The 18,318-nt window shown below is 67.1% G+C and carries 18 protein-coding genes; 8 read left to right on the forward strand and 10 right to left on the reverse strand.

Annotation, left to right across the window (positions count from 1 at the left end; all coding sequences use genetic code 11):
* Window positions 1-13: 13 nt before the first annotated feature.
* Entirely contained in the window at window positions 14-496 is a 483-nt protein-coding gene (locus tag DJ018_RS11795; RefSeq protein WP_111515140.1) for a 3D domain-containing protein, read from the reverse strand.
* A gap of 186 nt (window positions 497-682) precedes the next feature.
* On the opposite strand from DJ018_RS11795, the gene DJ018_RS11800 reads away from it, so the two are divergent.
* The 4 genes from DJ018_RS11800 to folD all read left to right on the forward strand — a co-directional run bounded on the left by DJ018_RS11800 (window position 683) and on the right by folD (window position 3,766).
* Window positions 683-1,279, forward strand: coding sequence for a glutathione S-transferase family protein (locus tag DJ018_RS11800; RefSeq protein WP_111515141.1), 597 nt, complete (start codon window positions 683-685; stop codon window positions 1,277-1,279).
* A gap of 63 nt (window positions 1,280-1,342) precedes the next feature.
* On the forward strand, window positions 1,343-2,350 hold the full coding sequence (locus DJ018_RS11805; RefSeq protein WP_111515142.1) for a phospholipase C/P1 nuclease family protein: 1,008 nt from the start codon (window positions 1,343-1,345) through the stop codon (window positions 2,348-2,350).
* On the forward strand, window positions 2,350-2,805 hold the full coding sequence (locus DJ018_RS11810) for an NUDIX domain-containing protein (protein ID WP_111515143.1): 456 nt from the start codon (window positions 2,350-2,352) through the stop codon (window positions 2,803-2,805). The genes DJ018_RS11805 and DJ018_RS11810 overlap by 1 nt, the downstream gene beginning before the upstream one ends.
* Window positions 2,806-2,863: 58 nt before the next feature.
* The gene (gene folD / locus DJ018_RS11815; RefSeq protein WP_111515144.1) at window positions 2,864-3,766 is read left to right on the forward strand and encodes a bifunctional methylenetetrahydrofolate dehydrogenase/methenyltetrahydrofolate cyclohydrolase FolD; all 903 of its coding nucleotides are present in this window, start codon (window positions 2,864-2,866) and stop codon (window positions 3,764-3,766) included.
* Here the strand turns inward: folD and DJ018_RS11820 are convergent.
* Genes DJ018_RS11820 through DJ018_RS11835 form a run of 4 tightly spaced genes read right to left on the reverse strand, consistent with a single transcriptional unit; the run spans window position 3,763 to window position 7,311 of the window.
* Window positions 3,763-4,431 (reverse strand): ABC-type transport auxiliary lipoprotein family protein, encoded by a 669-nt coding sequence (locus DJ018_RS11820; RefSeq protein WP_111515145.1) that lies wholly within the window; start codon window positions 4,429-4,431, stop codon window positions 3,763-3,765. The genes folD and DJ018_RS11820 overlap by 4 nt on opposite strands.
* Window positions 4,428-5,366: an MlaD family protein gene (locus DJ018_RS11825; protein ID WP_111515146.1), complete on the reverse strand. Its 939-nt coding sequence runs from the start codon at window positions 5,364-5,366 to the stop codon at window positions 4,428-4,430. Before DJ018_RS11825 ends, DJ018_RS11820 begins: the two co-directional genes overlap by 4 nt.
* Window positions 5,366-6,190, reverse strand: a complete 825-nt coding sequence (locus DJ018_RS11830) for an ABC transporter ATP-binding protein (protein WP_111515309.1) — start codon at window positions 6,188-6,190, stop codon at window positions 5,366-5,368. The genes DJ018_RS11825 and DJ018_RS11830 overlap by 1 nt, the downstream gene beginning before the upstream one ends.
* A 5-nt stretch (window positions 6,191-6,195) precedes the next feature.
* Entirely contained in the window at window positions 6,196-7,311 is a 1,116-nt protein-coding gene (locus DJ018_RS11835) for an MlaE family ABC transporter permease (RefSeq protein ID WP_111515147.1), read from the reverse strand.
* A gap of 278 nt (window positions 7,312-7,589) precedes the next feature.
* Between DJ018_RS11835 and DJ018_RS11840 the strand changes: the two genes are divergently transcribed.
* Both DJ018_RS11840 and DJ018_RS11845 read left to right on the forward strand, forming a co-directional pair.
* Complete coding sequence (locus DJ018_RS11840) at window positions 7,590-7,913, forward strand: hypothetical protein (RefSeq protein WP_111515148.1); 324 nt, start codon at window positions 7,590-7,592, stop codon at window positions 7,911-7,913.
* Between the two features lie 36 nt (window positions 7,914-7,949).
* On the forward strand, window positions 7,950-8,522 hold the full coding sequence (locus DJ018_RS11845; RefSeq protein ID WP_165842901.1) for a YdcF family protein: 573 nt from the start codon (window positions 7,950-7,952) through the stop codon (window positions 8,520-8,522).
* A gap of 9 nt (window positions 8,523-8,531) precedes the next feature.
* Here the strand turns inward: DJ018_RS11845 and DJ018_RS11850 are convergent, their stop codons facing one another.
* A complete protein-coding gene (locus DJ018_RS11850; RefSeq protein WP_111515150.1) occupies window positions 8,532-11,009 on the reverse strand; it encodes a TonB-dependent receptor in 2,478 nt (825 codons plus the stop codon).
* Window positions 11,010-11,215: 206 nt separating this feature from the next.
* Complete coding sequence (gene trhA / locus DJ018_RS11855) at window positions 11,216-11,893, reverse strand: PAQR family membrane homeostasis protein TrhA (RefSeq protein WP_420849512.1); 678 nt, start codon at window positions 11,891-11,893, stop codon at window positions 11,216-11,218.
* Window positions 11,894-12,064: 171 nt separating this feature from the next.
* On the opposite strand from trhA, the gene DJ018_RS11860 reads away from it, so the two are divergent.
* Entirely contained in the window at window positions 12,065-12,433 is a 369-nt protein-coding gene (locus DJ018_RS11860; protein ID WP_111515152.1) for a VOC family protein, read from the forward strand.
* On the opposite strand, the gene nagA is transcribed toward DJ018_RS11860, so the two are convergent.
* From nagA to DJ018_RS11875, 3 genes are read right to left on the reverse strand one after another with little or no spacing between them, the layout of a single operon-like run.
* A complete protein-coding gene (gene nagA, locus DJ018_RS11865) occupies window positions 12,430-13,578 on the reverse strand; it encodes an N-acetylglucosamine-6-phosphate deacetylase (RefSeq protein ID WP_111515153.1) in 1,149 nt (382 codons plus the stop codon). The two genes, DJ018_RS11860 and nagA, sit on opposite strands and share 4 nt — an antisense overlap.
* The gene (locus tag DJ018_RS11870) at window positions 13,578-14,579 is read right to left on the reverse strand and encodes an SIS domain-containing protein (RefSeq protein ID WP_111515154.1); all 1,002 of its coding nucleotides are present in this window, start codon (window positions 14,577-14,579) and stop codon (window positions 13,578-13,580) included. The genes nagA and DJ018_RS11870 overlap by 1 nt, the downstream gene beginning before the upstream one ends.
* 55 nt (window positions 14,580-14,634) lie before the next feature.
* On the reverse strand, window positions 14,635-15,381 hold the full coding sequence (locus DJ018_RS11875; protein ID WP_111515155.1) for a GntR family transcriptional regulator: 747 nt from the start codon (window positions 15,379-15,381) through the stop codon (window positions 14,635-14,637).
* A 231-nt stretch (window positions 15,382-15,612) separates the two neighbouring features.
* On the opposite strand from DJ018_RS11875, the gene DJ018_RS11880 reads away from it, so the two are divergent.
* Entirely contained in the window at window positions 15,613-18,270 is a 2,658-nt protein-coding gene (locus tag DJ018_RS11880) for a TonB-dependent receptor (RefSeq protein WP_111515156.1), read from the forward strand.
* Window positions 18,271-18,318 lie beyond the last annotated feature (48 nt).

Genomic DNA, 18,318 nt, shown 5'->3' on the forward strand with positions numbered 1-18,318 from the left:
GGTACGCCGGAGCTTACGCCGGGGGGCAGCCCTTGAAGTCACCGACCTTGACGGCGGTGAGGGTGGCCAGGTTCAGGCGCTTCACCGGGTTCATGGACGAGGAGCCCTTGCCCGTGAACAGATCGATGCGCTTGCCCTTGATCGCGCCGCCAGTGTCGGAGGCGTACCAGTAGCCGTCATGGGAGGTGCCATCCGGCATCTTCAGGCCGACGGTTTCCTTGATGAACAGGACGCTGCGACGCGGGATCAGGGTCTTGTCGACCGCAACCGTGCGCATGGCGACCACCTTGCACCCGAGCGAGTCGAGCGCGCCAACGCCTTTGGCGCCGGCATGGTAGAGCGTGGCCTTGACGTTCCAGCCAGGAGCGCCGGGCACCGAGCCGGTGACCACCGACATAATCATGTCGCCGATGGGATCGGAAGTCGCGGCTTGCGCGTTCGAAACACACGCAAAAGCCGAAATAGCTGCCAGTGTGGCGGCGAGGCGGCGTCGCATGACGGCGTCTCCTTCGTCGTTGTCTGGTTGTCCGTGAGTCTTACCGGCTCAAACCGGGCAGGGCAACCCTGCTCCGGAGTCGCACCCTGGATCATCAGCCCAGCTAATAGGCACAAGCAGACAGTATCGTTTGCCTATGCTTGCCGAATGGCTCTCTGAATGCCCGCGGTATTCGGGGGTAAGTTCATGAAGATCTATGGGGATTCCATCTCAGGGAACTGCTTGAAGGTTCGCTGGACTGCGGACTACCTGAAGCGATCCTACGAGTGGATCGAGACGGACATTCTCAAGGGCGAAAGCCGCACCCCGGCCTTTCTCGCGCTCAACCCCGCAGGGCAGGTCCCGCTGGTGATTCTCGACGACGGTCGCCCGCTCGCGCAGTCCAACGCCATCATCCTGCATCTTGCTGAAGGATCGGACCTGATCCCGACGGACAGCTACGAGCGGGCGCGGATGTTCGAGTGGCTGTTCTGGGAGCAGTACAGCCACGAGCCGTACGTCGCCGTCGCCCGCTTCCAGGTGCGCTACCTCGGCAAATCGCCAAGTGATCTTGAGCCGCGGCTGGTCGAGCGCGGCAACGGCGCCCTGGCGAGGTTGGACGCGGCCTTGTCTGAAGCGCCGTTCCTGGTTGGGCGAGCGGCGAGCCTCGCCGACGTGTCGCTGGTCGCCTACACCCGCGTGGCGCCCGAGGGCGGGTTCGACCTGGCAGCCTTCCCGAACGTCGTTGCCTGGATCGCGCGCGTAGAAGCGGCGCTCGGCATCGGACCTGCGCCCGCGACGTGAACCTTCGACGACGGCGCTGAGCGACGCTTGCCAATCCCGTAGCGGGTGCGCAAACGGGAGGTCATGAAACGCTACGTTTGGTTTGCCGCGGCCGCCGTGCTGGCGCTCGCGCCGTCTGTCGCCCTGGGGTGGGGCAACACAGGACATCGGATGATCGGCGAGACCGCCGTCCGCGCCCTGCCGCGCGAGGTCCCCGCCTTCCTTCGGACTGCGCAGGCGGCCATGGACGTGGGCGAGTTCTCGCGTGAGCCGGACCGGTCCAAGGGCGCCGGCAAGGTCCACGATCAGGACCGCGACGCGGCGCACTTCGTGGATCTGGAAGACGATGGACGGATCCTAGGCGGTCCGCGTCTCGACGATCTTCCGGATACCCGCGCCGACTACGAGGCGGCGCTGCAGGCGGTTGGCCAAAACAGCTGGAAGGCGGGGTACCTGCCGTACGCCATCATCGACCGGCGTCAGCAACTGACCCTGGATTTCGCCTACTGGCGGGTCCTGAAGGCGGCTGAAGCCAACCCGAAGTGGAAGTCGCACCGGGCCTTCTTCGCGGCCGACCGCAAGCGCCGCGAAGCCCAGATCCTGCAGACCGTGGGGCAGCTGTCGCACTACATCGGCGACGGCAGTCAGCCGCTGCACGTGACCGCGCACTACAACGGCTGGGGCGATTATCCGAACCCCAACGGCTACTCCAAGGCCAAGCTGCACGGCCCGTTCGAGAGCGAGCTCGTGCAGGCCAGCGTGAAGCCCCAGGCCGTGGCGGCCAAGGTCACGCCGCTGAACGTCTGCGACTGCAGCCTGGAGCAACGGACGGTCCGATACCTGCAGGCGACCGGACGGCTCGTGGAGCCCTTCTACGCCATGGAGAAGGCCGGCGGTCTTGCACCTGGAGACCCGCGCGGGACCGCCATGGCTACGCAGCAGATTGCTGTCGGAGCCTCTGAGCTGCGCGACCTGATCGTCGAGTCCTGGCGCGCCAGCGCCAGCAGCAAGGTGGGCTGGAAGCCGGTGGCGGTCGCCGATGTGGAGGCCGGCAAGGTCGATCCCTATCCCGCGCTCTATGGCGTCGACTGATGAGCGTTCCGCAGTTCGGCCGGCCTGAGCCGGGGCGCGAGTACCCGGACCGGCCCGCCGCCTTTGTCGTGGTGGAGCACGCGGGCAAGCTGGCGTTGGTCCGGGTCACGCTGGCCAACGGCGGGGAGCGGATCGATCTTCCCGGCGGGGGCCTGGAGCACGGCGAGAGCGCCGGGGAGGCGGCTGCCCGCGAGTGCGGGGAAGAGGCCGGGCTGAGGGTGGAAATCCAGCACCGCATCACCTGCGCCGACCACTTCTTTGTCAACGACAGCGGCCGCTCGCATAACACCCGTGGGCAGTTCTTCTCTGGACGGCTCGTCGGCGAAGCGCCCGAGCTGAAGGTCGAGGAAGATCACGCGCTGGTCTGGCTGGAGCCGCTCGAGGCGCTCCGCTCGTTGAGCCGCGAAGCCCATGCCTGGGCCGTCGCGTCCTGGCTGCGCGGCGCGCGCGACTGAACAGGGGTTTACGCGCAAGGGCCTGAGCCGCTAGTTGCGGGCGCGACCAGGAGGACTCATGGCCGACCGCGCACCTGCCCAGCTGATCGACGGCAAGGTCTTTTCCGAGCGCCTGCGCGCTGAAGTTGCTGTGGAGGTGAGCCGGCTGCGCGCCGAGCATAACCTGCAGCCGGGGCTTGCCGTGGTGCTGGTGGGCGAGGACGCCGCCAGCCAGATCTATGTGCGGTCCAAAGGCGAGCAGTCGCTGGCGGCCGGCATGCATTCGGTGACCCACCGAATGCCGGCGGACGCCTCGCAGCACGACCTGATGCGGCTGATCGCCGAGCTGAACGAGGATCCGCTGATCCACGGGATCCTGGTGCAGCTGCCGCTGCCCAAGCACCTGGACGAAAAGCCCGTGCTGGCGGCGATCAATCCGGACAAGGACGTGGACGGCCTGCACGTGGTCAACGCCGGCCGGCTGGCGAGCGGACTGCCGGGCCTGTACCCGTGCACCCCCATGGGCAGCATGATCCTGCTGCGCGAGACGCTGGGTGATCTGTCCGGCAAGCGCGCGGTGGTGGTGGGCCGATCCGTCCTGGTTGGCCGTCCCATCGCCCAACTGCTGCTGCAGGCCGACTGCACGGTGACCGTAGCCCATTCGCGCACCCAGGACCTTCCGGCCGTTTGCCGCGAGGCGGACATCCTGGTCGCAGCCGTCGGGCGGCCGCGCATGATCCGCGGCGACTGGATCAAGCCGGGCGCCGCCGTGATCGACGTCGGGATCAACCGGGTGCCGTTCGATGATCCGGAGAAGGCCGCCGCCGGTCGCACCAAGGTGGTGGGCGACGTGCACTTCAAGGAAGCCTCGCAGGTGGCCGGGTGGATCACGCCCGTCCCTGGCGGCGTCGGCCTGATGACGGTCGCCGTGCTGCTTCAGAACACGGTGACCGCCGCGAAACGCCTGAACGGCCTCGCCTAGGCGGCGACCGGCCGGGCGGTCTGGTTGGTCCAGCCGACCAGCTGGCCCAGGACCTGGCTGAGCGCCTGGTCGTACGCGTCGACAATGGCGCCGACGCGGTTCTCGGCGGCGGGGACGCGCGCCTCGAAGATCTGCTCGCCCATGACGGCGCTGTCCGTATTGCGGGTCATCAGCGCGCGAACCCGCACCAGCACGGTAGGCGCGGCCTCAGGACCGTTCTCGTAGTGAGCCTCGAAGTTGCGGACATCGAGGCGCAGGGCGTAGGCGCTGCGCACCTGCTCGCCGCGCGAGACCAACCGCACTTGGCCGGACGCGTCGTCGAAGGCGCGGAGCACCGCCTCGTCGAACAGGTTCTGCGCTGGGGCGACCCACCGCGCACCGGCGATGTAGGCCGTGCGCGATCCGGTGACCGTCAGCATCCGATCGCTGGCGGCTTCCCGCTGGAAGAGGCCCATGGCCCGGAAGACGCCGACGGACCGCTGCGCGCCGGCGGATGCGGCCGGGGCGGGCGTAGAGGCCGCCGCAACCGGCGTTTGACCGAACCGGTACAGCAGGGATGGCTTGCTCTTGGGCAGCAGGGAGATGCAGCCGCTGAGAGCCAGCGCCATCCCGGCCGCCGCGGCGACGCGGAGGAGGGCGGCGGGACGGCTCAGGGTCGGGCTCATGGTTGAACTTCCACTTCTTCCGCCCGTCCCTTGCTGATCACGCCGGTGGGGCTGGTCTGGATGTCGTTGACGAGGCGCTCCAGCGACTCGGCCGCGCTTTGCAGCTGGATCACCGCGGCGGTGACTTGCGGCAGGCCGGTGGTGGCGAACTCGGACGTGGGGCCACGCAGCTGCTCGATCATCGCCCGTGCTTCCTGAGCCGCCCCGCGGGCTTCCTCGGCCGCGTCGGCGACGTTCCGCATGGTGCGGCGCCCGTCGGTGTTGATGATCTGGTTGGTGTCGCGGGTCAGCTGGTTGACCTGAAGAATGGCCGCGTCGACGTCCTGAACGGCCTTCTGAAGGTCGGCGATGATGGACTTGCGCTCACGCACTTCCGCCGTGATCGCCTGGGCGTCGGCGATGGCGCCCGAGAAGTTGCGGATGTTCTGGTCGGACAGAACCCGATTGACCCGGTCCAGCGCCTCGATCGTCCGGGTCAGCACCGTGCCGCCGCCTTCCAGCAAATCCGACAGGGTGCTGCGCTGGCTGCGGATGACCGGGATCCGGTCGTTGGCCACAGTGTCCTTCAGGAGGGGACGCGTCGGAGTGCCGGCGGTGATCTGGATGTAGTTCAGGCCGGTGATGCCTTGCGGCTCAAGCGTCGCGAAGGAGTCCACGCGGATCGGCACGTCGGAGGTCACCCGGGCGCGGGCGATCACCCGACTGGGGTTCGTGCGGTCCAGCGCGATCTTGGTGACCTCGCCGACCTTGATCCCGTTGAAATGGACTTCGCCGCCCTGGTTGAGGCCGCGAACCGGCCCCTGGAAGACGATGTCGTAGATGTCGTTCTCTTGCGTGAACTGCAGACGGGCGAGCCAGACCACGAAGATCATCAGCCCGACAAACAGGATCAGGGACGACAGGCCCACCAGGGCGTAGTTGGCGTTCTTTTCCATCAGGCCTCCGCCTCCGCCTTGGACTGGGCTGCGGCGGCCGCTCGGCCGCGGGGTCCCAGAAAGTATTCCCGGATCCAGGGATGGTCGGAGCGTTCCAGCTTTTGCACAGGGGCGGTCGCCACCACGTGCTTGTCGGCCAGCACCGCCACCTGGTCGGTGATCTCGTAAAGGGTGTCCAGGTCGTGGGTGATCAGGAACACCGTCAGATCAAGGGTCTGGGACAGGTCCTTGATCAGCTCGTCGAACGCCGCCGCCCCGATCGGGTCAAGGCCGGCGGTGGGTTCATCCAGGAACAGAAGCTCGGGATCCAGCGCCAGGGCCCGCGCCAGGCCCGCCCGCTTGCGCATGCCGCCTGACAATTCCGCCGGCTTGAGAGACGCGGCGCCGGGCCGCAGGCCGACCAGCGCGACCTTCAGCTCGGCGAGTTCGTAGATCTCTTTGCGCGACAGCTTGGTGTGCTCGAACATCGGGGCTGCGATGTTCTCCCGGACTGTCAGGTTGGAGAACAGGGCGCCGCTCTGGAACAGCACGCCCCAGCGCCGCTCGATGGCGCTCCAGCGACGGCGGGAGGCCGTCTGGAGGTCCTGGCCGAAGACCTTGACCGAGCCCGCCTGCGGCTGGCGCAGGCCGATGACGGTGTTGAGCAGAACCGACTTGCCCGCGCCCGAGCCGCCGACCACGCCGAGGATCTCGCCGCGCCTGACGGTCAGGTCGAGGTCTTGGTGCACCACGTGATCGCCGAACGCATTCGTGAGTCCGCGGATCTCGATGGCCGGGCCTTCGGCGTCCAGCAGTTCGTCGTCGCTGAGATGGGCTTCGTCCACGGTGCTCACAATCCGAGCTCCATGTAGATCAGGGCGAACGCCGCATCGAGGATGATGATCGCGAAGATGGCGTGCACGACAGACGCGGTGACCCGCCGTCCAAGGGATTCGACGTCGCCGCCGACTTCCATGCCCTGGCGGCAGCCGATGCCGGCGATCACGGCGGCCATGACCGGCGCCTTCGAAAGGCCGATCCAGAACTGGGCGGCGCCCACGTTGTCCACGATGCGCTGGAGGAAGAAGGCGGGGCCCAGGTCCAGCGCCGACCAGACGACGACCAGGCCGCCGAACAGCCCGGCGAGCGTCGCCACGAAGGTGAGCAGGGGGATGGTGAAAAGCAGGGCGGCGAACCTGGGGAGCACAAGCGCTTCGTAGGGGTCGACGCCCATAACCTGCATGGCGTCGATCTCCTGGTTCATCTTCATCGAGCCGATCTCGGCTGCGAACGACGAAGCGGAGCGGCCGGCCAGCAGGACGGCCGTGATGATGATGTTGAACTCGCGCAGCACCGCGATGCCGATCAGTTCGACTGCGAACACCTCGGCCCCGAACTGGCGGAGCATGTTGGCCCCGAGCAGGCCGACGACGGCTCCGATGAAGAAGGCGGTGGTGGCAACGATCGGGATCGCGTCGAGCCCGGCGCGCTCCATCTGCGAAATCAGCGCAGGCCAGCGGATTCGGCGAGGGTTGATCAGCGAGCGGCCGACGACCACCAGCAGGTGGCCAAGGAACACCATGGTGTCCATGCCTTCGCGCAGGACGTCGACGACCCCGCGTCCGACCCGAACAGTCATTTCATGGAAGCCGCCGGACGCCCGCCGGGCTTCCGGTTCGCGGTTGCGGGCTTCGCTGACCAGCTGAAGCAGGCGCAGGGTCTCAGGACGGCCCTCGACCTTGGCGAGGTCGAACCGGTCCCCCGCCGCCTTGACGATGGCGTAGGCGCCAGCGGTGTCCAGGCGGCGGATCGGCCGCACATCCAACGCGACGTCGTCCCGAGTGGAAAGCTCCTGCGCGAGCGCCGACCCGGCTTCGCCCATGCCGCTGGTCGTCCAATCACCGCTGAGCGTCGCCGTGGGGCGATCGGTCGCGGTGCGGAGGCTGAAGTCGGCAGGTCGCTCCATCGGTGGTGGTGGTCTCGCGGAAATCCGTACCCAGGGAGGCGCAGCGACCGGCCTCGGTCGCACTCCCTTTACGAGGATTTCCCTCGCTTAGGACAGCCCTAGGCCGAACGCCTTACAGTTGCGGTCGTTCCGGCCACGAGCTGCGCGCCGCAGCCAAGTGTCTCGCATGACTGCGCTCTACAGCCAAGCTGGGCCTACTTTTGGCCCAACTCCAATTCGATGCATGCGGGCTCAGGATCCGCTTCGCGCGGCCGCTTCATCCAGGCTGGAGAGTGCTGTTGACCCGCCAGATCGAGCTCGCCGGAAAGTCCGGCGCCCGCTACCGCTACACGCCCCTCGAGGAGGACCGCTTCCTTCCCCCCGCCGGCGCCAATTATGTGATCGCCCGAGAGACGCCCGAAGGACCGGAGATCATCTACGCCGGCGAAACGGACAACCTGGCGAATCAGACCTGGCGCGCGCCGCTCGAAAAGGCGCGCCAGGACTTCGTCGAGGCCAAGGTGCTGACGCGCCTGAACGTGACCCGTGCGGTCCGGGAAGCCGAACGTGCCGATCTGGTGGATCACTACCAGCCGCCGATGAACGGGGCCGCGCCGAACTAGCTGGCGAAGCGTGACCGAGCCGGCCATGGTCCGGCGGTGACGCGGCCATCGGTCATCGTTGTGTTCGGTGCGGCGGTCTGGCCAGGCGGCCGGGCTTCGCCCAGCCTCATGCGGCGGATCGGCTACGCTGAGGAAGCGGCGGCTGCGGCGCCGCATGCGATGATCTTCTGCTCAGGCGGGGTCGGCCGCCACCCGCCGTCCGAAGCTTCGATCATGGCCAGGGTGCTGATCTCGCGCGGCGTCGATCCTGCGCGATTGGTGCTGGACGAAGACAGCAAGGACACCCTGCAATCCGCCGCGGCGGCCGCCCGCTTCCTGCGAAGCCGGGGTGAGCGCGCGTGCATCGCGATCAGCGACGCCTACCACCTGCCGCGCATCCAACTGGTGCTCCGCGCCTTGGGCGTGCGGGCGTCGCGCGGACCGACGCGGCGGGGGCATGGCGGGGCAGGGCGCAGGCGCTGGCTCTACATGCAGATGCGGGAGGCGCCGGCGATCCCCTACGACCTGATCCTGGCGCTTGTTCGCCGTCGAGGCCTGCTTGCCGGCTCTCGAGCTGGCCAAGAAAAAACGGCCCGGATCTCTCCGGGCCGTCGAGGCGATGCTCGATAGGATGGTCGATCAGTAGCGCATGCGCAGGGTCACGCCGTAGGTGCGCGGCGCGCCGAGGAAGCCGTTGTAGACGCTGACGTTGTCGTTGTTCTCGTCCACCTGGAACGGGCCGTTGAAGCCCACTTGCAGGTAGTCTTCGTTCGTCAGGTTCTGACCCCAAAGCTCGACGCTCCAGCGGTCGTCCTGCGGGCCGATGCCGATCCGGCCGTTCACCAGGATCAGCGGGTCCTGAACCTTGGACGGGTGCAGGTCGGAACCGGTGTTGTAGCGCGAGGTGTACTTGGCCGCGATGTTGCTGCGGAACATCAGGCTGGAGCTGATCTCACGCTCGTAGGTGCCGGCCAGCGAAGCGGACCAGCGCGGGGCGAAGGACATCTGCGCGCCCGGCAGGCGACGCAGGCTGTTGAAGCGGGTGGGGTCGATCAGCTCCGCCGCGGTGAACGGCTGGATTTCGGTCTCGGCCCAGGTCACGCCGCCCTGCATGTTCAGCCCCTCGATCGGCGGGGCGTAGTAGAAGTCGACGTCGACGCCGCGCGAGATCACTTCCGGCAGGGTTTCCACCACGAAGGCGGTGCCCACGAAGGTGTTCAGCTGGAAGTCTTCAAAGGTCTGGTGGAAGGCCGCGGCGTTGACCAGCAGGCTGTTGCCGAACCAGCTCGTCTTGGCGCCGAGCTCCCAGCTGTCGACCATCTCCGGCTCGAAGGAGGTGTTCGCGTCGGCCGTGAAGTTCGGTCCCGTGGCCGTGACCACGATCCGCTGTTCGCGGTCGAGGTTGAACCCGCCGGCCTTGTAGCCGCGCGAGTAGGACACATACGTCATCACGTCAGGCGACCAGCGGTACTGGAGCTTGGCGGTGCCGGAGAACTCTTCCTCCGTGCGTGACTGCTCCACCGCACCGAGGTCGTCGAAGTCGTTGTTCTGGCCGTTGAGGCACAGGCCGCCGACGATGCTGGTGGCCGCCGCCTGCCTGGCCGCCGCCGTGGCGCCCAGGGCGGGGTTGCTGGCCAGGGCGACGAAGAAGGGCTCGGCCAGGTCGCACGAAGCGCCGGTGGTCGAGTACCGCGAGTTCAGGGTCTTCTCGTCGCTGGTGTAGCGCAGGCCCACCGTCAGCTCGAGCGCGTCGGTGAAACGGAACGAGTTGTTGGTGAACAGCGCCCAGGTCTTCGCTTCCTGGGAATGGACGTCGTCCGAGCCCGAACCGGGCTGGAGGATGCGGTTCGGCGTCAGGCCGATCAGCGCGGGCACGCCGTTCAGCACGCGGCCCACGAAGTAGCTGTAGTAGTCCGAGCCGAACAGAAGGCGCTGGCGGGTGTCCAGATCTTCCTTGGCGTAGAAGCCGCCGACCAGCCAGTTCAGGCGGCCGGCTTCACCCGCCAGGCGAAGCTCCTGAGAGACCTGCCCGAATTCGACGTTGTTGGTGCCGTCGTTCGGCCGGTAGACTAGGTCGGCGGCGGTGAAGTCGCTGTCCTGTCCGACTTCCGAGTACCAGTTGCGGATGGCGCTGACGGAGGTCAGGCGCACCGCGTCGGTGATGTCCCAGTTGATCTCTGCCGACAGGCCCTTGTCCTCGACCCGCTGGTCGGTCGAGCGGTTGGCGTAGCCCTGGCGGTCATAGGGCGTGCTGGTCAGGTCCAGGGAGCCGGGGCGGGTGGCGTTGACCAGCTGGCCGCGGCCGTTCGGGGCGGAGCCGACGAACAGCTGGGTGCCGACGCAGCAGTGTTCGCTGCGCTTGGTGTAGTCGGCGATGATGCGGGCCGACAGCTCCGTGGTCGGCTGCCACAGCAGCTGGCCGCGCAGGGTGTAGAAGTTCTGGTCGTTGTCGTCCTTTTCAGCGCGAGGACCGCCCAGGGTGATGATGTCCTGGTAGCCGTCGCGCCGGCGGGCGCCGGCGAACAGGCGCCCGGCCAGGGTGTCGGTGATCGGACCGCTGATCGAGCCGGTGAAGCCCGTCTGGCCGAAGTTGCCGAAGGTGGCTTCGGACTCGGCGCGCAGGTCGCGCGTCGGCCCGGCGGTGATGATGTTGATTACGCCGGCGGAGGTGTTCTTGCCGAACAGGGTGCCTTGCGGGCCCTTGAGCACTTCGATGCGCTCAGTCTCGCCGAGGTCGCCGAAGCTCACGCCGTTCCGGGGGCGGTAGACGCCGTCGATCACCACGCCGACGGAAGACTCGAGGCCCGGGTTGTCGCCGACGGTGCCGACGCCGCGGACCCGCGCCGTGACAATGGTTTCGTTGGACGTCGAGGTGACCGTCAGGCCGGGGGTCAGCACCGTCAGTTCGCGGATGTCGCGCACGCCGGCGTCCTGCAGGAGCTGGCCGCTGACGCTGGTCACGACGATCGGCACGTCCTGGAGGCTTTGTTCCCGCTTCTGAGCGGTGACGACCAGCTCTTCGACCTGCCGGCCTTCCTGGGCCTGAACGGCCGTAGCTGCGGTGGCGGCGAGAACGCCGACGATTGCGGACGTGCGAAATAGCCGTCTGGTGTTCATGTCCCGGATTCCTCCCAATTATCGGCCCCGCTTATGTGGCGCGGGTGCTCGCTTGAATCTTCGGTACGCAAACCGAGCTTGGATCAAAGCTCGACCAACGTCGAGATGCAGGAGACCGTCACCCGTCGCATTTTGGCAACATTCGAGGCCCGGAATCGGAGAAAAACCGCCGGATTGGCCGGTTTTTTCTATGGGATCGCTAACACTCAGCCGCGGGTGGCGAGCACGACCCCAAGCAGCACGGCGGCCCAATGCGCCCCTGCGGCCGCCACCACATGGCCGTGCCAGATGGCTCGGGCGAACTTCAGGCGCTTGTTCACGTAGAAGATCACACCGGTGGAATAGAGCACGCCGCCCAGGGCGAGCAGCAGCAGCGCGACCCAGGTGGTGCCGTCGATCATTGGCTTCAGCGCCACCACGACGAGCCAGCCTAGCACCAGGTAGACACCCACCCAGAACCGGCGATCCACGCGCGGCAGGAACAGCTTGCCGAGCGCGCCTAGCGCCGCGATCGACCAAACCGCGGCCGTCATGCCCCAAGCCCAGGCGCCGGTGAGGTTCTGGGTGGTGAACGGGGTGTAGGAGCCTGCGATCATCAGGAAGATGCCGGCGTGGTCGAGGCGGCGGAGCAATGGCCGGAAGCGGGGCTTGGCGAAGTTGTAAGCCGTTGAAAACGCGAGCATGGCCACGACGCCGGCGGCGTAGATCGCGACCCCGACCACCTTCGTGATCGACTGCGCTTGGACGGCGAGCGCCAGCAGAACGATCCCGCCTACAAGCGCGAGGGTCAGGCCAACAACATGCACCACCAAGTCTGCGCACTTGGCGGCAGGAGTGGGATAGTGGCGAGGAGGATGCGTCGGGCTCTGGGCGGGCGAGATCATGGCCATCTCCGACCGGTTGCAGCTCTCAAACAGTCATGCGGGGCAGGGCTGCGGCTGGCAAGTCCGAAGCTCGTGATCGAAAGTTGAGTCAACGGTATGCTCGCGAACGGTTCGCGTGCGGCCCGCTCCGCGTTGACCTAGAGTAAGCCGAAGCGCCAGGGGACAGGCCGAATGACCATCCGCACCGTCGATCACGTCAACATCGCCACCCAAGACTTGACCGCGACTCGTGACTTCTTCGTTGACGTGCTGGGCATGGCGGAAGGGCCGCGCCCGCCGTTCGACTTCCGCGGCTACTGGCTCTACGCCGATGGTCGGCCGATTGTTCACGTGCAAGAAGCGCCCGCACCCGTGGGGCCCTCGACGAAGAGCGCCCTGAACCACGTTGCGTTCGAGATCGCGGACTACGACGCGATGATCGACAGGCTCGAGACCGCCGGGCTCACCTATGTGGCTAAGGCCGTACCGGGGAGCGATGCCCGGCAGATTTTTCTGTTCGACCCGAACGGGGTGCGCGTGGAGCTGAACTACAGGCCCTAGGCCGCCGCCTGAAGCGGGCGATCCGGCTCGCCTGCGATCCAGGTCTGCAGGACCTCGAGCCGGTCGTCGGCCACGACAAGGTCTGCGCAAAGGCCAGGTTGGATCGCGCCGATACGATCGGACAGCCGCAGGAAGGCGGCGGGCGAGGCGCCGGCCATATGAACCGCTGTCGCCAGGTCCAGGCGGCACATCTCCATGGCGTTGCGCACGGCGCTGGCCATGTCGAGGTCGGACCCGGCCAGGGTGCCCTTCTCGTCGACGCAGACGCCGTCCACCACATCGATCGCGCGGCCCTGGATCGTGAACCGCTTGTCCTTCATCCCCACGCTCGGCATGGCGTCGGTGACGAGCATGAACTTGTCCGTCCCTTTCGCTCGCAGGGCGATGCGCAGGGTGGCGGGATGAACGTGGCGTCCGTCGATGATCAGCCCGCACCAGCTGCCGGCATCCTCCAGCGCGGCGCCGACCACGCCCGGCTCGCGAGAGTTCAGCGGCGACATCGCATTGAAGAGGTGGGTGAACCCGCTGAGGCCAGCGTCGAGCGCGGCGCGGACCGTCCTGTAGTCCGCGTCGGTGTGGCCGGCCGCGACCACCACGCCCGCCTGTGCGAGCCGCCGGATCATGTCTGGCGTTGTGGCGTCAGGCGCCAGGGTGACCAATGTACGGCCGCGCCGGAGGGAGGTGAGAAGGTCGATGGCCTCGTCATCCAGCACCCGGAACTTCGAGGCGTCGTGGATTCCCTTGCGATCGGCGCTGATGAACGGGCCCTCGATGTGAATGCCCAGCACCCCGGGGACGCCCTCGTCGATCGCGGCGTCCACGGCGGCGATCGCCTGTCGGATCACAGGAAGCTCGTCGCTGATCAGGGTGGGCAGGAAGCCCGTGGTGCCGAAGCGCCGATGGGCGGCGCCTATGGTCCTGATGGTGGCTACGCTCGGATCGTCGTTAAAGAGCGCGCCCCCGCCGCCGTTCACCTGAGTGTCGACAAAGCCCGGCAGCAGCAGCCGCCCGCCGAGATCACGGATGTCGTCGCCGGCTTCCGCCGTCGTTCCCACCGACAGGATCTTGCCGTCCTTCAGCCGGACGGTGAGCGGCTCCAGCCCCTGGGGCGTGAGCACGCGAGCGTTGACGAGAGCGACAGCCATCAGACGGTCTCGGTGACCTTGCGCAGATGGGGCGGGTTGTCGGGGTCGAGCCCGCGCGCCACCGACAGGGCGTTCACCGCCTTGTAGAAGCTCTGGATCTGCAGAATGGGCTGCAGCGTCGGGTGCGCCGACACGGCTGGCAGGGCGCCGGGCGCGTCCGTGGCGGCAAGCATGACCTCCGCACCGCGTTGGCGCAGCTGGTCGGCAAGCGCGATGACGCTGTCCCGGGTGGGGTCATCCTGGGTGAACACCAGGAGCGGGAAGCCCCGCTCCACCAGCGCCATGGGGCCATGGAGGACCTCTGCCGCGCTGAAGCCTTCCGCATGCAGGCCGCAGGTTTCCTTGAACTTCAGGGCTGCTTCCTGGGCGACGGCGAAGCCGACGCCTCGTCCGAGCACGTAGAGACTCTGCGCCTCAAGCAGGTTCGCGACCACCTCCGGCCAGTCCAGACTCCAAGCTTGGGAAAGCTGTTCCGGCAGGGCGTCGAGGGCGGCTTCGAGCTCCGCATCCTCGGTCCAGGCGGCGACGAGCTGGGCGATCGCGGCCAGGGCGGTGATGAAGGACTTCGTCGCCGCCACACTGCGTTCCGGTCCCGCGTGCAGGGGCAGGGTGGTATGGGCGAGTTCGGCCAGCGGCGCCGTCTCGTCATTCACCATAGCGACCACACGCGCTCCGGCGTCGCGGGCCGCGCGAACCGAGGCGAGCAGGTCGGGGCTGCGCCCGGACTGCGAGATGGCGAGGAACAGCACGCCGTCCAGATCCTGACGCGCCTCATACACCGAACTCACGGACATCGCCGCCGAGGAGGTAAGAACGCCAGCGCTGGTCTCGATGAGATACTTCGCGAAGGTCGCCGCATGGTCCGAGCTGCCGCGGGCGCAGGTCACCACGGCGCGCGGCGGTTGGGCGCGCAGCTCACCGGCCAGACTGCGCACAGCCGCACGATTGGCCATGAGCAGACGCGCTACCGCCTCAGCGGCCTCTGCGGCCTCCTGGTGCATGCGCGTGTTTTCCGGACGAGGTGACGAACTCACGAGGCGCTCTCCGTTCCGGCCGCTAGGCCGAGATGGCGTTCAGTTCGGCGACGAAATCGTAGGCGTCGCCGCGATAGTAGGACTGCGTCACTTCAACGACGCGGCCGTCAGGCAGGAAGCCGCGCCGTTCGATCAACAGGCCGGGATCGCCCGCCGCGATGCCAAGCAGCTCAGCCTGCTCGGCGGTGAACAGAACGGCCCGCAGTCGCTGCAGTGCGCGAACAGGGCGATGCCCGGTGGCTTCCAGCGCCTCATAAAGCGAAGCCTTGACCACCTCGGCGCTCGGCAGGGCGAAGGCGGGCAGGGTGGAATACTCGAGCGCCATCGGCGCATCGTCGGCGTAGCGGATCCGGTTGAAGCGATAGACCGGAGCGCCGGGCCCAAGGCCCAGGGTGAGCGACTCTTCCGGGGTCACCAGGCCCGAGCTGCGGCTCAGGAATTTCGAGTGCGGCTTGCGTCCACGAGAGATCATGTCCTCGCTGAAGGAGCTGAGCTTCGAGAAGCTCTTTTCCACGCGCGCGGCCACAAAGGTCCCGGCTCCCTGACGACGGGTCAGCAGGCCCTCGCTCACCAAGCCGTCCAGCGCCTTGCGCACGGTGATGCGCGAGACGCCGAGTTCATCGGCCAGGTCCCGCTCGGCGGGAAGGGCGTCATCGGCGCCGAGAACCTGCTTCTGGATCGCCTCGCGAATCGCGCGTTGAAGCTGCCGGTACAGGGGGGCATGCCCGTCGGCGTGCAGTCCGCCGATCCTTTCCGCAAAGCTCGTCACAGCGCCCCTCCGATCTCAATGACGTGGCATTGAGCAGCTTGAGACCACTTAGATACCAATTCGTCCATGGGATGCAATTGGTCTCTTTTTGGACTTGTCAAAAATCTGAAACACGGCACAGTCCACTCCGCGACCACTGTGATGCGACAGCCCGGAGGGGGCGATTGGTATCACATTGGACCTGCACCGGGCCCCGGGGCACACCCGGACAGGAGGGGAGAAGCCAAAGTGATGAAGCGTCGCAAACATCTCATGATCGGCGGGGCGAGCCTTGTGGCGCTTGCATTCGCCAATGCCGCAGCCGCCCAGGACACGTCCGTTGACGAAGTCGTGGTCACCGGCATCCGCGCATCGCTGCAGCAGTCGCTGGAGACCAAGCGCAACGCCGACGCCATCGTGGACTCGGTGACCGCCGAAGACGTCGGCAAGTTTCCGAACACCAACGTCGCCGAGGCGCTGACGATGGTCCCAGGCGTCACGGTCGACCGCCAGTTCGGCCAAGGCGAAAAGGTCAGCATCCTGGGCACCGACCCGGCTCTGAACCGCACCCTGCTGAACGGCCAGACGGTCGCGTCGGCGGACTGGTTCATCCTGGATACGCCCGGGCGCACCTTCAACTACGCCCTTTTGGCGCCGCAGATTGTCGGCCGGGTCGACGTCTACAAGTCGCCGGAAGCGCGCATCGACGAGGGCAGCATCGGCGGGACGGTCATCGTCAACACCCGCAAGCCTTTCGATCTGAAGTCGCCGACGATCGCTGGCTCGGTCGGCTATCTCTACAACGACCGTTCGGAGAAGAACGACATCCAGGGCTCGCTGATGGTGAGCTGGAAGGATCCGAGCGAGCGCTTCGGAGCGGCGTTTTCGGTGTCCAAGGCCACGGACCAGCTGCGCCGTGACGGCGTGGAGTCCTACGGCACCATCGCCGCCAATCAATGGGCGGGCGGCAATCCGGACAACCCGGTCGACTCGCGCAACGCCGGCTGCGTCGGCGCCTGCTCGGCGACCCTGACGTCCAACCTCGGCGCCCGCAGCCCGAATGCTTTCGGATCGTCCTACTTCGAGCAGGAGCGCGACCGGACGACCTACACGGGCGCACTGCAGTTCCGGCCGAACGATCAGCTCGAGCTGGAGTTCAACTGGCTGAAGATCAAGGCCACCTACGACAACACCAACCAGTCGATGTACGCCTTCCAGGGCAACACCTGGAACAGCCTGGGCGCCCTGACCGGCATCGAGGTTGCGGACGGCGTCGTGACCCGCGCCTCTTTCAACAACGCCTTGAGCGTGCTGGACGTCCAGTACCGCGAAGCGGAGATGAACTCCGACACCTATGACTTCCGTGGGACCTGGCACGGCGACAGCTGGGACCTGTCGGGCGTGATCGGTCAGTCCAAGGCGGACGGCGGCACCAAGCGGCAGGTCTTCCTCGAGTTTCTCAACTGGGCCAACTACACGGTCGACCTGAGCGGCGCGCCGGGTAATCCGGGCACCGTCAGCTACACGACTAACGTCATGGGCAACCCGGCGGCGTTCGCGACCGATCCGGGTTGGAGCGGCAATCTCGTCAGCAAGCCGACGACGGACGAGGAGAAGTACGCCCAGGCGGACTTTGGCTACGACATGGACGGCGTGATCAAGCGCGTCCAGGTCGGCTACAAGTTCCGCCGCCACGAGACGGGGCAGGAGTACGCGGGCATCGCCATCACCGGCGTGGCCGCCCCGGCCAGCCTGTTCAACCCGTCGCAGGTGGCGAGCAACTATCTCGAAGGCTTCGGCTCCAACGAGCAGATGCGCACCCGCTTCCGCATCAGCGGCGATGCGATGGTGTCCTATGTGGAAGGCGGCCAATGGCTGCCCGCGGGCGCCTCGCTGCCCACCCCGTCGATCTTCGCGGCGCCGGAATTCACCGCGGGCAACTGGAAGATCCGCGAGGACATCAGCGCGGCCTACCTCCAGGCCAACATTCAGGCCGGCGAACTGCGCGGGAATGTGGGCGTGCGGGTGGTCCGCACCGACGTCGACAGCTCCGGCTACGTCTGCCGCCCGGGCGCTGCCTGCTCCGGCGCCAACGACTGGGTCTGGCAGACCACCTCGCGGTCCTATGACAACGTGCTGCCGAGCGTGAACCTGGCGTACAACGCGAGCGAGAACCTGATCCTGCGTTTCGCCGCAGCGCAGGTGATCGCCCGCCCGAACTATGCCGACCTGACCAACTACTTCTGGCTCTCGGACCAGATCCTCACCGGCGGCGGGGGCAACCCGAACCTGGATCCGTACAAGTCGGCCAACTTCAACGCGTCGGCCGAGTGGTACTTCCAGCCCCAGGCGATCCTGGCGGCCGAGGTCTTCTACAAGGACATCAGCAACTACATCCTGCAGCAGACCGCGCCGGAGCAGTACTTCAACCAGAGCCAGGGTCGGGTCACGACCTACCAGATCAGCCGTCCGTACAACGCGGGTTCAGCGACGGTGAAGGGCCTGGCGATCGCCTACCAGCAGAACTACGCCTACGGCTTCGGTCTGCTCGCGAACTATACCTACGCGGCGGGCGAGGGCTCCGATGGGCAGGACCTGCCCTACAACTCGCGCCATCAGGTGAACCTCGGACCCTTCTATGAAGCCGGGCCGGTGGCGATCCGGGCGACCTACACCTGGCGCTCGAAGTACTTCACGGGCGTCGACCGTGGGGACGAGATGTACGTTCGCGACGTCGACACGCTCGACGCCTCGGCCACGTACCGGTTCACCGACAACGTCAGCGTGACGCTGGCCGGCATGAACCTCACGGACTCCGAGTACTACGCCTACGCCAATACGCCGGCTCTGCCGCGGGGCGTGTACCGGACCGGCCGGAAGTATCTGGCCACTCTGAACCTGACCTTCTGAGCCAGCTGGGGGCGCGGCATCCTCCCCGTCACGCCCCCCTGCCACGGT

The organism is Phenylobacterium deserti, from assembly GCF_003254705.1.
Classification (GTDB): domain Bacteria; phylum Pseudomonadota; class Alphaproteobacteria; order Caulobacterales; family Caulobacteraceae; genus Phenylobacterium; species Phenylobacterium deserti.

What these genes read in the sequence shown, in the direction of transcription:
- DJ018_RS11880 (WP_111515156.1), top strand. Translation starts at nt 15,613, where the DNA reads ATGAAGCGTCGCAAACATCTCATGATCGGCGGGGCGAGCCTTGTGGCG.
- DJ018_RS11810 (WP_111515143.1), top strand. Translation starts at nt 2,350, where the DNA reads ATGAGCGTTCCGCAGTTCGGCCGGCCTGAGCCGGGGCGCGAGTACCCG.
- DJ018_RS11795 (WP_111515140.1), bottom strand. Translation starts at nt 496, where the DNA reads ATGCGACGCCGCCTCGCCGCCACACTGGCAGCTATTTCGGCTTTTGCG.
- DJ018_RS11860 (WP_111515152.1), top strand. Translation starts at nt 12,065, where the DNA reads ATGACCATCCGCACCGTCGATCACGTCAACATCGCCACCCAAGACTTG.
- DJ018_RS11870 (WP_111515154.1), bottom strand. Translation starts at nt 14,579, where the DNA reads ATGCACCAGGAGGCCGCAGAGGCCGCTGAGGCGGTAGCGCGTCTGCTC.
- DJ018_RS11850 (WP_111515150.1), bottom strand. Translation starts at nt 11,009, where the DNA reads ATGAACACCAGACGGCTATTTCGCACGTCCGCAATCGTCGGCGTTCTC.
- DJ018_RS11800 (WP_111515141.1), top strand. Translation starts at nt 683, where the DNA reads ATGAAGATCTATGGGGATTCCATCTCAGGGAACTGCTTGAAGGTTCGC.
- DJ018_RS11825 (WP_111515146.1), bottom strand. Translation starts at nt 5,366, where the DNA reads ATGGAAAAGAACGCCAACTACGCCCTGGTGGGCCTGTCGTCCCTGATC.
- DJ018_RS11820 (WP_111515145.1), bottom strand. Translation starts at nt 4,431, where the DNA reads ATGAGCCCGACCCTGAGCCGTCCCGCCGCCCTCCTCCGCGTCGCCGCG.
- DJ018_RS11835 (WP_111515147.1), bottom strand. Translation starts at nt 7,311, where the DNA reads ATGGAGCGACCTGCCGACTTCAGCCTCCGCACCGCGACCGATCGCCCC.
- folD (WP_111515144.1), top strand. Translation starts at nt 2,864, where the DNA reads ATGGCCGACCGCGCACCTGCCCAGCTGATCGACGGCAAGGTCTTTTCC.
- DJ018_RS11805 (WP_111515142.1), top strand. Translation starts at nt 1,343, where the DNA reads ATGAAACGCTACGTTTGGTTTGCCGCGGCCGCCGTGCTGGCGCTCGCG.
- nagA (WP_111515153.1), bottom strand. Translation starts at nt 13,578, where the DNA reads ATGGCTGTCGCTCTCGTCAACGCTCGCGTGCTCACGCCCCAGGGGCTG.
- trhA (WP_420849512.1), bottom strand. Translation starts at nt 11,893, where the DNA reads ATGATCTCGCCCGCCCAGAGCCCGACGCATCCTCCTCGCCACTATCCC.